The 12,916-nt window shown below is 64.8% G+C and carries 12 protein-coding genes; 1 reads left to right on the plus strand and 11 read right to left on the minus strand.

The window, feature by feature from the left end; genetic code table 11:
• Positions 1–41: 41 nt before the first annotated feature.
• From ACFY5D_RS09635 to ACFY5D_RS09680, 10 genes are all read right to left on the minus strand, one after another.
• Positions 42–2,195, minus strand: a complete 2,154-nt coding sequence (locus tag ACFY5D_RS09635; RefSeq protein ID WP_387528420.1) for an acetate--CoA ligase family protein — start codon at positions 2,193–2,195, stop codon at positions 42–44.
• 79 nt (positions 2,196–2,274) lie between these two features.
• Positions 2,275–4,482: an acyl-CoA dehydrogenase gene (locus ACFY5D_RS09640; RefSeq protein ID WP_387528423.1), complete on the minus strand. Its 2,208-nt coding sequence runs from the start codon at positions 4,480–4,482 to the stop codon at positions 2,275–2,277.
• A 197-nt stretch (positions 4,483–4,679) separates the two neighbouring features.
• Complete coding sequence (locus ACFY5D_RS09645) at positions 4,680–5,090, minus strand: DUF2695 domain-containing protein (protein ID WP_387528426.1); 411 nt, start codon at positions 5,088–5,090, stop codon at positions 4,680–4,682.
• Between the two features lie 159 nt (positions 5,091–5,249).
• A complete protein-coding gene (locus tag ACFY5D_RS09650; RefSeq protein WP_387529765.1) occupies positions 5,250–6,455 on the minus strand; it encodes a pyridoxal phosphate-dependent aminotransferase in 1,206 nt (401 codons plus the stop codon).
• Between the two features lie 123 nt (positions 6,456–6,578).
• On the minus strand, positions 6,579–6,944 hold the full coding sequence (trxA, locus tag ACFY5D_RS09655; protein ID WP_387528429.1) for a thioredoxin: 366 nt from the start codon (positions 6,942–6,944) through the stop codon (positions 6,579–6,581).
• A gap of 311 nt (positions 6,945–7,255) precedes the next feature.
• Complete coding sequence (locus tag ACFY5D_RS09660) at positions 7,256–7,795, minus strand: hypothetical protein (RefSeq protein WP_387528432.1); 540 nt, start codon at positions 7,793–7,795, stop codon at positions 7,256–7,258.
• Complete coding sequence (locus tag ACFY5D_RS09665) at positions 7,792–8,409, minus strand: signal peptidase I (RefSeq protein WP_387528435.1); 618 nt, start codon at positions 8,407–8,409, stop codon at positions 7,792–7,794. The genes ACFY5D_RS09660 and ACFY5D_RS09665 overlap by 4 nt, the downstream gene beginning before the upstream one ends.
• Positions 8,406–9,002 (minus strand): SipW-dependent-type signal peptide-containing protein, encoded by a 597-nt coding sequence (locus ACFY5D_RS09670; protein ID WP_387528437.1) that lies wholly within the window; start codon positions 9,000–9,002, stop codon positions 8,406–8,408. The genes ACFY5D_RS09665 and ACFY5D_RS09670 overlap by 4 nt, the downstream gene beginning before the upstream one ends.
• 9 nt (positions 9,003–9,011) lie before the next feature.
• The gene (locus ACFY5D_RS09675) at positions 9,012–9,599 is read right to left on the minus strand and encodes a hypothetical protein (RefSeq protein WP_387528440.1); all 588 of its coding nucleotides are present in this window, start codon (positions 9,597–9,599) and stop codon (positions 9,012–9,014) included.
• 220 nt (positions 9,600–9,819) lie between these two features.
• Positions 9,820–10,653, minus strand: a complete 834-nt coding sequence (locus ACFY5D_RS09680; protein WP_387528442.1) for an oxygenase MpaB family protein — start codon at positions 10,651–10,653, stop codon at positions 9,820–9,822.
• A 203-nt stretch (positions 10,654–10,856) separates the two neighbouring features.
• Between ACFY5D_RS09680 and ACFY5D_RS09685 the strand changes: the two genes are divergently transcribed.
• Positions 10,857–12,023, plus strand: coding sequence for an N-formylglutamate amidohydrolase (locus ACFY5D_RS09685; RefSeq protein WP_387528444.1), 1,167 nt, complete (start codon positions 10,857–10,859; stop codon positions 12,021–12,023).
• Positions 12,024–12,211: 188 nt separating this feature from the next.
• Here the strand turns inward: ACFY5D_RS09685 and ACFY5D_RS09690 are convergent, their stop codons facing one another.
• Positions 12,212–12,862 (minus strand): DsbA family protein, encoded by a 651-nt coding sequence (locus tag ACFY5D_RS09690; protein WP_387528447.1) that lies wholly within the window; start codon positions 12,860–12,862, stop codon positions 12,212–12,214.
• Positions 12,863–12,916 lie beyond the last annotated feature (54 nt).

Genomic DNA, 12,916 nt, shown 5'->3' on the forward strand with positions numbered 1-12,916 from the left:
CTACCACCGGCGTCCGGACAAGGGACGTTGCGTTGCCTTCATTACCGGTCCTTCCAGCGGACAAGCGCGTCGAGCGCCTCGATCTGGTTCCCGGCAACGCGCAGCGGGTTGATTTCGAGTTCTTCCAGCTCATCCCCGAGGCCGACCGCCACCTGGGAGATCTTGAAGATCACCCGGGCGAGTTCATCGAGGTCGGTGGCTTCTGCCCCGCGGAACCCGGTGAGCAGGTCGATGCCCTTGAGCGACTCGAGCATCCGGCGGATCTCCGCCGGGCCCACCGGCAGCAGCCGCAGTGCCGAGTCCTTGAGGATCTCGACCATGACGCCTCCGAAGCCCACGGCAAGGACAAGCCCCCACTGCGGATCCCGCACCACGCCGACCAGCAATTCGTTGCCGGCCGGGCGCATCGGGGACACCGCGACGCCCTGGATGCGGGCCTCGGGCGCCAGCGTGGCCACCGAGGTCCGGATGAAGTCGTAGGCCTCGGAGACAGCGTCGGCGTCTCGAAGCATCAGGCGCACCCCGCCGACCTCGGTCTTGTGGGCGATGTCCTCCGAGGCGATCTTCAGCACTACCGGGTAGCCCATGTCCTCGGCCGCAGCCACGGCATCTGCCGCCGAGGTGGCAATGGCGGCCGGCACGTAGGGCACGCCGTGGGAGCGCAGGAACTCGCCGGTCTGGATCTCGGTCCAGCCCTCCGCGCCTTCCGGCTTGGAGATGGCCGGGGCATCCGGGAACGCTGCGTCGGACGCGAGTTCGGCGGTGCGCCTGCCCCACCAGGCGCTGCGGGCCACGGCGGGGATGCCGCGGTCGAACGAGTCCGAGGCGTGCGGGTAGCCGTTCTCGGCGGCGAACCGGCGGCCGAATTCGGTCACCTCGGTGGGCAGGAAGCTCATCGCGATGACGGGCTTCGGCGAGGAACTCAGCTGGCGCAGCAGCTCGTCCTGGGTGAACCGGCCCATGTCCACCATCGTCTGGTTGGCCGGCCACGAACCGTTGACGACGATGAAGTCGTAGTTCGGATCGTCGATGAAGCACTGGTTGGCCTTGGTCAGGATGGTGGGGTCCACCGAGATGTAGCCGGTGGTGTCCATGGGGTTGTTCACGGTGGAGAACGACGGCAGCCCTGCCGCGTGCAGGGAATCCACGGTGGCCGCGGACGGGGTCGGCAGCTCCAGGCCCACCGACTCTGCCTTGTCCGCCACCAGCGCGCACATGGCGCCGGAGCCGGTCACCACGCCCATGCGGTTGCCCGGCAGCGCGCCGTAGGATTCGATGATCCCTGCGGTTGCGACGAGGTCCTCGATGTTGTCGACGCGGATGATGCCGAACTGCTTGCAGGCTGCGTCGATCACCTTGTCGTCGCCCACCAGCGACCCGGTGTGCGCCGCGGCCACCCGGGCGGAGGCCTCGCCGCGGCCGGCCTTGAAGATGACGATCGGCTTGCCGACCTCGCGGGCCCGTGCGGCAACCGCGAGGAATTGCGCGGGATCGGAAATCTGCTCGAGGTAGGCGGCAATGACCTTGGTGTTATCGTCCTCGACCAGGACGCCCATGACGTCGATGGCCGAAACCATGGCCTCGTTGCCGACGGTCACGGCGATCGAGCAGCCCACGCCGCGCGATGCCATGTAGGGCAACAGGTAGATGGCCAGAGCGCCGGACTGGCTGGCCACTCCCACGCCCCCGGTGATCATCGGCATCTGCGTCATGTGGCTGAAGGCCGCGACCTTCGCGTGCGAGTTGATGAAACCCAGGTTGTTGGGGCCGAGGATCAGCTGCCCGGCCTCGCGGGCCCGCTGGACCAGCTTGCCCTGCAGGGCCTCGCCCTCCGCCCCGGCCTCGCCCAGGCCGGAGGCCAGCAGGATGAGGTTGCGGATGCCCTTGACGCGGGCCTCCTCGAGGATGGTTTCCAGCGAGTTGGTGCCGGTGAGCACGATGGCCAGGTCCGGGGTCTCGGGCAGGTCGGCGATCGAGGGGAAGGAGGCCTGTCCGTGGCATTCCTCGCCGCGGCGGTTCACCAGGTACAGCTCGCCCTCGAAGCCGCCGGCCAACAGGTTGCTGTGGGTGAAGTGCGACCAGGTCGAGTTGGTGTTGGCTCCGATAATCGCCACGGAGCGCGGTTCTAGGAGTTCGCGCAGCCGTGCCGCATCTAGGTTCTGCAAGGTAGTGGTCTCGCTCGTCAACGTTGTCATGCGAAAAGGGTTCCTTTCGGTGAAACTTAGCGTACTGAATTCTTGGCAGGGTGGAGCGGGTGTTGCCCGGGCACGGGGACTAGCTGCGGGGCAGCCCGAGGATGCGTTCGGCGATGACGTTGAGCTGGATTTCCACGGTGCCGCCACCAATGAGCACCTGTGGCACGGCAAGCTGTCCCGTCACCGAGTCCCCCGGCGCGTCGGCGAAGAGTGCCGCGGGACCGACCAGGGCCAGGGCCAAGGTCGCGGCCTCCCGGGCGAGCCGCGCGTGGGCGACCTTCGCCAGCGAGGAACCGACCCCGGGCTGCAGGCCGTTGAGCTGGCGCAGGGTTTCGCGCAGGTTCAGGGCGCCGATCGCGGAGCTGGTGGCAACGATCTTGCCGAGGGCCGAGAACGCCTCGCGCTCGTCTCCGGCGTGGCCCTGCTCGCGAATCAGTGTCCGCAGCCCGTCCTCGGTTCCCGCCGAGACCCCGGAGGAAATCTGGGTGCGTTCGTTCTGCAGGGTGGTGGCGGTGATCCTCCAGCCCTGTCCGGGTTCGCCGAGCAGGTAGGCATCCGGAACGAACACCGAGTCGAGGAAGACCTCGTTGAACTCGGCGTCCCCGGTGGGCTGCTTCAGGGGGCGGACGTCCACTCCAGCGCTGCGCATGTCGACGAGGAAGTAGCTCAGGCCCTTGTGCTTCGGCACCTCGGCGTCGGTGCGGGCCAGGCAGATTCCCCAGTCGGCTTCGTGCGCTCCCGAGGTCCAGACCTTTTGTCCGCGCAGCTCCCAGCCGCCCTCGACCTTGGTGGCTCGCGTTGTCAAGCCGGCAAGATCGGATCCGGCGCCGGGCTCGGAGAAAAGCTGGCACCACACGAGTTCGCCGCGCAGCGTCGGAAGCGCGAACTGTTCCTTGATCTCGTCGCTCCCGTAGGCAAGGATCGTGGGCATGGCCCACTCGCCGATGACCGATGATGGCTGGATGAGATCGCGGCGGGCGTATTCCTGGGCGATGACGACCTGCTCGGCCGGGGACGCGGCCATTCCGTAGGGAGTCGACCAGTGCGGAGCTGCCAAACCGTTTTCCGCAAGGAACGTGCGCCGGGAACCGCGGGAGTACCAGCGTCCGCCGTCGTGTTCGTTCTCCAAGGCGGCCGCCTGGTCGAGCAGCGCGCCGATGCGGTCGCGGAAGGCGGGATCCTCGTCGGGAAGCTCGATGTCGATGCGGCGGTCCTGGTCGAGCGCGACCTTGCCCAGCGTCGCGGCGATCTCGCCCCGCGGGCCCACCTGTGCGGCAAGGGTGATGGCTCGACGCCAGTGCAGGTGGGCGTCGTGTTCCCAGGTGAAGCCGATGCCGCCGAAAATGGTGACGGCCTCGGTGACGGCCTCGACGGATGGGACAATGGCTGCTTCAATGGCGGAGCCCGCTGCCAGCTTTTGCTGGTCTTCGTCTTGTTCGAGCGCAACGAGTGCCGACCATGCCGCCGCGGTTCCGAGTTCGGCTGCGATGAGCAGGTTTGCGCACTTGTGCTTGATTGCCTGGAACGAGCCGATCGGGGCACCGAACTGTTCGCGGATCTTGGCGTAGTCGGTCGATGCGTCAACGGCCCAGCGCATGACGCCGGATGCCTCGGCGGCCAGCAGGCCCGCCTGCAGGGTTTCCACGTAGCGTGCACCCAGCCCCTCGAGGATTGCCTCGGCCTCGATCACCAGGCCGTCGAGCACCAGGGTGCCGGCGTCGCGGGTCAGGTCCGAGCACGTCGACGCCACTCGTTCGAGGCCGGTGCTCTCCACGTCGATAAGCGCAAAACGGGTGACGGCTTCGCAGGTGAACCCGACAACAAGCTGTTCGGCGGACAGCAGCGAGGCCACCGGGGCGCTGCCGTTCAAGGACCAGCCGCCCGCGGTGGCGACGGCTGTGAGCGTTGGGGTGGGCATGACAAGTGCGCCCGTCGCGCCGCCGGCGAACAGGTCGAGACCCGCGGTTGACGCCTTGCATTCGGTCGCGCCGGCAACGGCCGAGCTGGCCAGCACCGTGGAAACGTATGGCCCGGGCACCAGCCGGCGGCCGAATTCCTCGACCACGATGGCCGTATCGATGATGCTTCCGCCCTGGCCCCCGCGTTCCTCGCTGATGTGCAGCGCATGCAGCCCGTTGTCCACCAGCTCGCCCCAATGGGCGGGTCGCCCTCCGGCACCGTAGGCATCGAGCTTTTCGCGGGTTTCAAGGATGTCGGCGAACCGGTCGGCGAATTCGGAAACCGCGGCAGCCAGGTCGGCGTGCTCTTCGGTGAGGGAAAGCGGCATCTAATCACTCCAATGTCACGGACGGCTTCCTGCCCTTGCGGGGCGGTCCGTCGTCGAGCTGTCATTTCAAGAACTGAAACTAGACTCTAGTTTGATTTTGTGACTTGGGCAACAGTTTTTGGATCCGGGTTTCAGAAATTTTGCGAGCCCTCCCGACCGTCCCGCAGACGGCCTGGAACAACAATATCCGCGGTTGTTCAGGAAGCCTTTCTGGCGCCCCGGTACACCCCGCCGCCCCACTGGACGCCGTTGCGCATGAACCACAATCCGCACGGTTGGATGGTCCCGAGGCGGACGCTGTGGCATCGCGGGGTGCGCGTCTCGTCGATTTCTCCCTCGTCGTCGAGTTCCCACATCGCGTCGTTGGGATGGAAAACGTTGGCCATGACCTCGCAGTCGCAGTACCCGCCGAGTTCCGGGAGCTTCCGCTCCAGCGCGGTGGCCCGCGGGGCGCGCATGTCGCGATACGTCTTGGACCATTTCAGCCCGTCGCACCCATGGTCGAGCATGCGGAAGACGTAGCAGGCCAGGCATTCGTGGCGCCACGGCAGCAGCATCCTCACGGTCTTCAGCGCGTCTTCGAGCTCTTTGTCGGGGTACTGTTCCATCGCGTCCTCCTGGGCTTGGCTTGCCTCAAGGATGGATGGGATTCGCGCGCGAAGGGCCGTTCGGCATGGAACCTGTGGACAGGAGTCGGCGGTTCCTCGCACGGAACCGCCCGGTGCGGATCAGTCCCCACCAGTGGCGCCCGGCCACGGGTGGCTGGGTCAGAGCCGCGCCTGGAACCGAACGATGCGCTCGATGGCCTCGGTGACCGGACCAAGGCCCGCGGCGAAGCTCAACCGGACGCGGCGGCCCCCACCAACCTTGTCGAAGTCGGTGCCCGGGACGATCGCCACGCCTTCGGCCTCCAGCAGCGCGGCACAGTATTCGCTGGAATTCCCGAAGGAACCGAGCTTGTCGCCGAGGTCCGCATAGAGGTAGAAAGCGCCATCGGCTGGGGCGCATTCGCCCCACCCCAGACGCGGCAGCGCCTCCAGGAGCGCTGTGCGCGCCCTGGAAAATTCGGCGACCCGGGCCTCGGCCTCTCGGTAGGATTCCTCGCCGAATGCCGCAAGCGCCGCATATTGGGCCGGCGCAGGCGGGCAGAGCGCGACGTTGCCGGCAAGCGCATCGACGGTGGCGATCAGGTCCTCGGGAACCAACGCCCAGCCCAGCCGCCACCCGGTCATGCCCCAGTACTTGGAGAAGCTGGAAATCACGACGGTGTCCGTGTCGACCTCCCACGCGCTGACCGATCGGCGGGCCTGGGCGCCCGGCTCCGGGTAGTCGATGCCGTGGTAGATCTCGTCGCTGATCAACCGGACCCCGCGCTCGCGGCACCACGCAGCCAGCTCGGCCAGCTCGGTCCCGGAGACCATGGTGCCCGTCGGGTTGGCCGGGGATGCCAGCACCAACCCGTCGAGGTTGCCGTGTTCCTCCCACGCGGCCTCGAGCAGTTCGATGCTCGGCTGGTAGCGGGATTCCGGTCCGGCCGCCAGTTCCACGACCTCGATGCCGAGCGTGCGCAGGATGTTTGCATACGCCGGGTAGCCCGGCCGCGCCAGCGCCACCTTGTCCCCCGCGTTGAACGCGGCCAGGAAGAGCAGCATGAAGGCCCCGGAGCTGCCGGTCGTGATGGCGACGTTGGCCGCGGGAACCTCAATGTTGTACCAGTGTTTGTAGTGCCCGGCGATCGCCTCCCGCAATTCGAGGATGCCCAGCGCCGGAGTGTAGGTCATCGGCGTGCCGGCCAGGTGGATCTCCGCGGCGCGCTTGGAAACCGCCGAGGGCGCCCCGTCACCAGGCTCCCCCGCGCACAGGGAAACCACGTCTCGTCCCGCGGCACGCAGGGCCGAGACCCTGTCAAGAATGCTCATGACCTCGAAGGCAGGAACCTTCGCCCGACCGGCGACCTTGAGACTGCGCTGCATCATTCCTCCAACGGTTGATTCTTTCGTCTCTGCCCAGCCTGTCACAGGAGGCCCGTTATACGGCCGTGGCCCCGACCGGATGACAAACCGGTCGGGGCCACGAAGGCAAGAACCATGCGGGAATCAGGCATCTGCGCGCTGGGCAATGTCCTTCTTGATGGCTTCCATGTCCAGGCCCTTGATCTGGCCGATCAGGTCCTCAAGCGCCTCGCCGGGAAGCGCTCCGGGCTGGGAGAAGACGAGGATTCCATCGCGGAACGCCATCAGCGTCGGGATGGAGGTGATGTTGGCGGCGGCGGCCAGCTGCTGTTCGGCTTCGGTGTCGATCTTGCCGAAGACGATGTCCTCGTGCTTTTCGCTGGCAGCCTCGAACACCGGCGCGAAATTGCGGCACGGACCGCACCAAGCCGCCCAGAAATCCACCAGCACCGTACCCGGTGCTGAGATGATCGATTCAAAGTTTGCTGCATTAAGTTCAACGGAAGCCATGTATGCTTCATCCCTTCGGGAGGTGTGGACGTGGACCCCAAACGAATCCTCAAATAGCCTAACCATACCCACAGGGGTATTATTCCGAGTGAACGTTTCTTTATCTTCAACAAGGAGTCACCACATGTGCAAGAAGGTCACCTGCAATAGCTGCGCCAAGCCAACTTGGGAAGGCTGCGGCGAGCACATCGAAGCCGCACTCGGCGATGTTGCAGTTGCTGATCGCTGCACCTGCAAGTAATCACGACTTTTCATGCTTGGGCCCGGCGTATTGCCGGGCCCAAGCTGCTTTAAGCATCAGGGACGGCAGATTATCCGCATTTGAAGCCGTCCAGGAGCCCCAGCGCTCCACCCTGGGCTTTTGAAACTTTCCAGGTTTGCCCTGGAACGGATTCCCAGACTGGGCCACCAGGGAACGTATGTACTGCAATCACGCCGACGGTTATTTGGCTGCCTCCGCCAAAGAGCAAATTCAAGATACCGCCAATGAGCCCGCCGAGCAGACCGTTGCCGAAGGCGTAGGAATTCCCCGGCGCGTCGGCAATCTTCTTCCACTCGGGGTCACTTGCATTCTGTTTTCCTACGACCATGTAGGTAATGACGGAACCATTGACCGATGCCGGAGCAGACCAATCGATCGTTGCCACAGGTCCACCGAGGGCCGAATCGGAAGAAGTGCACTTAACATTTACGGGGGCAGGCACCGTTGCAGCCATCAACGCTGCCTGTGCACTCTGTGTGTGCGTCCAGGACGCTTCCGTCATGGCAACCGTCAAGGGTGCGGCAACGCCCATCACGAGCATTCCACCGGCCCCTGCCGCGGCCGCGCGCATCAACCACGAACGATTCATTCAGCGACGCGCCGTCCCTTGTGGCGCGGCCAAAAGGCCCAGGTCACCAGCGTTGCCGCACCCAGGGTCAAACCGCCCATGACCCAGGGCGAACCCATCCAGACAATGACCGGCGCCAACCCCGGAACGTGTCCAAGCGTCTGGCGCACTGTCACCACTTCATAGGGCACCGGATCCGGCTGCTCATTGGCATCGCCCTTCATGGACAAACGCCACTGCCCGTTGTTCATGGCCTCGATTTCGGTCACCCGATGGGTCACGGGCAGGTTTCCCGGTCGATCCACGGTGATGATGTCGCCGACCTGGACCTCGCTTGCGGGGATTTCACGGACTAAGGCCACCGATCCCGCCGGGATGGTCGGGGACATCGAGCCCGTCTTGAACATGATGAGGGAAATGTTGAAGACATACGCGGCGATGACAAGTCCGATGCAGATGAAGCCCCCAAGTGCCGCAATCCACATGGCTCCTTCGCCGATGGCGCGTAGGGTGCGTCGCGGGTAATGAACTTGCGGGTCTGCATTACCCGCGACGCGGGGAGGGCGGACCTTGAGGTTGTCCGGCAGCCTGGTGTCCGAACTGCCCTCGGGTTTGAAGGATCGCTGGATGGTCATGAGCTGGTTCCCAAGACTGTCCATGTCAGATTCGCGGTTTTTCCCTGGACACTGCTCGGCGCCGAAGTCTTCATGTGTGTTTGAAGGCAGTAGCGCACCACGTTGGCTTTCTTGGGCGACAGGGTTTGGCTTCCCGCAACCACCGGGGACGCCGTGACGTCGACAAATGCCGCCGACGACAGTGCCGCTGCGTCACAGGTCTGCCCGGCGGCCAACGCCTTGGCACGGAATTCCAGGGCGTCGATCATGTCTTGCGGGTCGGAGGATCCTTTCGTGGCGGCCTGCAACAGCACCGTGCCGCCCAGGGTGGAAGCATCGGTGGTGCGCACATCAAGATAGCCAAAGCTCGAGACCCCCGGCGACATGCCGGTCGCACTGAGCGTCAGTTGGGCGGGCGCGCCGGCGGTGTGGTCTGTCCAGGTCGTGCCGTTGATGCTGCTCTCAAGTTTGAAGACGCCGGCGGTGAACGAGGCTGTCGCAAATTGGGAGTCGGTCCAGGCCGCAAGCGTGGTTGCCGCACCGATTCCCAAAACCAGACCTCCTGCGAGCACCGCGGCTACCTTGCGCTTCGTCCCTGCTCGCTTCCTAGTCATGGGATCTTCTTAGTTCTTTTGCGTTCCGGCGAACTCCCACACCGCGGTGGAGGTTGCGCCCTCGCTCAGATCGACCTCGTCGCCGGCCGTGACGACGAAGCACAGGTTCTTGGCGGCCCCGGCTGCGCCGCTGCTGCCCTTGGTCAGGTCGAATGTTGCAACGTTCGTTCCCGATATCAATGGCGTGCTGGCGACCACGTCACCGGTGCTGGCCTCTGCGCAACCGAAGGCCGCGGTCGAAAAGACCTTGTAGCTCAGGCCGTCCAGACCTGCTCCAAATGTCGTGTTCATCGCAACTGTTGCGTCGTAGGTGGTCGTCCCGTCCAGATGTACGGCAAATGGTGCGCTGACGCTTTCACCTGGGCTGAGATTTGCCGCTGTCAGGCCAAAGGTCAGTGCCGCAGGACTGGCTTCCTCGTGGTGCGCGAAGTCCGTACCGTTGGTGCTGCCTTCCAGAACGAACGCACCTGTGCCGAACACTCCGGCGGCAAAGTCGGAACTGTTCCAGGCAGCCAATGTCAACACCGCCCCCACACCAAGCACCAGTCCCCCGGCCATAACGGCTCGGACCTTGCGGTTGGTTTCTTTCTCAGTCATGCGCTCCCCCTCAGTAGCGATGAAATGATGCGAATATTCAGATATTGGCGACCCCCCAAAAGCCATGGGCCTAAGGGCGATTACTCGAAAGCTAGCAGTAATCGCATCCAAAAACAGTACAGTTGAAGCTCTTGAAGCTGTTTCTGGTCCTTAGTTCCAAAGTATTGGCCAAGAATTTCTAACGCACTAGTCCCATGGCTAAATTATGTTTTCTGACTGGCTATGTGACGATCGACGTACGGCCATTCGCATCAAGGCGCCGCAGGTAGTACCGCATGGGAAAGTGCCGGACTCTACGCGGCAGGATCCGCACGGCAACCCGGGCACAACGAAGCACGAACCCCATGCGCCGCTGTTGGTGCTCGGTCCAGGAAAAGCCATACATGTTACGCACCGAGTCGGGAAGCAGCCCGATCGTCATGAACCTGGCCAGCGGCATCACCGCACGCACCCACATTGGCGCGTTCCTTGCCGCGAGAAGCTCCAGCGCCACCTCTCGCACCGGCTGATCGACCTCGAGTTGAGCGCAGGTGCGCTTCCAATACTCCGCAAAATCCGCACGGTTGGCGGGCCAAAATCCTTCGGGCATGCCCAGTTCGGTACCCAGCACCGCATACTCCCGATAGTGCTGTTCCGCGGTTTCGGCATCCATCGGGGGCAAGACCAGCTCGTGGATTTGCATCGCCGAGTCGTAAAGCGTGGCGGCAACCCACAATTGCAATCGTGGATCCCGTGCCGAGTAGGCCGGATGCGATCCGTCGGCGGCGGCCGGGGAGCGTACCGGGGCGTGGACCGCAGTCACCATGTCGCGCACCTTGGCCCGCTGTTCGGCGGTCCCGTTGCTCAGCGCGTAGATGTAGGTCAGTGTGCCGTGCAGCCGCCCGACCGGGTTGGTGGCGAAATTCGAATGGCGCGCCACCCCGTGGCCCACCGGCGCCAGGGCCAGCTGAAGCAGGATCGCGCGCCCCGCTCCGAGCAAGAAGACGCTCTCCGGAGCGTACCTGCCCAACACCGATTCCTGCCCGGCCCCTGCCGCTGGAGCTGGTTGGCTCATCTGACTTCCATTCACTAGCTCGGAGCCCCGCTTTTGCGGCGTCCCGTTCCCATTGTGTCCTGCCATCCTGAGCGAGTCCCGTTAGCCGATGACGGTTCCGGAATTATTTGCGTCACTGCTACCCGCCGCGGTCACCAGCGGATACGCTCATGTCAAGTCACTGAAGCACCTCCGCACAACAGCATCACCACGAGGAGAACCGCATGTCGCAGTCCGATCAGCCGGCGGCCGCCAAACCCGGCGCGCCGGTGCTCATTCCGGCCGGGAAGACGTTCACGCCCGATGAGATCACCTTCTTCAAGGACAAGGGCACCCGTACCCTGGAACAGGCCATCGCGGAGGCCGACCTGCTGGTTTCCTGCCCGCACTCCGGGGACGCGGTGCCCGCGGAACTCGCCGAATTCCTGGCACCGGAGTTCACCCAGCGGCTGCAATTCGACTATTCCGACCGCACCACCGGACCCGTCGTGCGCGCCTGGGCGCAACTGGATCCGCGCATCATCTACGTCGAGAACCCCCACCCACGGCTGCTGCGCGACCCCAACCGGGCACGGCCCGCCAACCTGGGGGCGCAGCTGCGCGAGGCCTTCAATCGGGTGCGCGAGGCCGGGGCCTGGAACAAGGTCGATCTGACGGGCGTGGACACGATCCGCCCGGTCACCTTCTCCTTCTTCCCGCTGCTGCGGGTGCCGGACTCCGACGCCGAACTCGAGGCGATGGTCAGGGCCTTCGAGTCGGTCGCCGAGCGCGGCCTGGGCGTGTACGAATCAACACGGAATTCCATCCGCAACGCCATGGTCGCCGCCGCCGCCGAGCGCGTGAAAAACGGCGGCCGGGCCCAGGTCACCACGCTGTCCTTCCACGACACCATGAACCACACCACCACGCGCGACGGCGCCGTAAACGTGCTGCGTGCGCCGGCCGACCAGCTGCCCGACGTCGTCGCCCTCTCAAACCGAGGGGATGCACAGGGCAACAGGCGCGGCGAGGACGTCATCACCATGGACGCGGAGGCGCTGCGTGCACTTGCCGATTGCCACCGCACCGGGTTCGACGTGGCGTTCGACGCCGACGTCGCGCTGAACACCCCGTACCTGGGCAGCCAGGAAATCATCGCCTCGGGGGAACGCTTCAGGAACCTCACCGACTCCACGTTCACGCTGGAATCGGGCTCCGGGAAGGTCCAGCTCGGTGCGGTGCAGGCCGAGTTCCTGCGCGAATACCTGCTGGGGCCCAGTGCAACGGCCGCGCTGCAGCTGCCGGGCACCGGATGGCCCGACGAGGACACCGAATGGACGGCGACGCTGGGGCGGCACTGCATGGCCAGCTGGGACGAGTTCCGGGCCTGGTTCGCTTTGCAGGAGGACTGACTCGGTTAGGGTCCCGGCCGCTCGCACGACGTGCCGGGCGCCCCGGCGGCCGGTGAAGCGGTTCCCAGGCAGGCACATGATAGTGGTCCTGGGGCAGCTGTTTCGTGGGAATGCAGGAGGTGGCGCCGGGCCCGCGCAAACCCCTTCCTCCTGTTTGCAGCGGCCCTTGGCTGTGCTTGTTCCTGGAATCAGTCAAACCGCGGGCGCTCGGTTCGAGTGCGCTTGATTTCAAAGAAGTGCGGGAAACCGGCCAGTGTCACGGCGGCATCCCACATTCTTCCCGCTTCCGTGCCACGCGGGATGCTTGTAATGACGGGGCCAAAGAAGGCCATGCCGTTGACGGCCACGATGGGCGTGCCGACGTCCTGGCCTACTCGGTTTATGCCATCCGCATGGCTGGCACGCAGGGCCCCGTCGTAGTCGTCGGTGGTGGCGGCACTGGCCAACTCGGCAGGCAGGCCAACTTCGGCCAGGGCCTTGGCAATGACGACGTTGAGGTCTTTGGTGCCCCTGACGTGGATCTCGGTACCCATGGCATCGTAGAGCGGTTTGATGACCTGTTCACCGTGAGCGGCGGCAGCGGCGGTGATAACGCGGACGGGTCCCCAGCTATGGGCCATCATTGTGCGGTAATCCTCGGAGAGATTTTCACGGTTTTCGTTGAGGACCGACAGGCTCATGACGTGCCAGTCTACGGAAATGTTCCTCACGCTCTCCACCTCGCCGATCCAGCGCGAGGTTGCCCAGGCGAACGGACAGACAGGGTCAAACCAAAAGTCGACTCTTTCGGTGGTGGGCACGGTGTTTGTAGACACGGTGGACTCCCAATTCAGACACATCGCGTAGTTTGCGCGGTTGCATTAAACAACCGGGAAATAAGCCGATTTGTTCCT

The sequence above is a fragment of the Paeniglutamicibacter sp. NPDC012692 genome (assembly GCF_042901625.1).
Classification (GTDB): domain Bacteria; phylum Actinomycetota; class Actinomycetes; order Actinomycetales; family Micrococcaceae; genus Paeniglutamicibacter.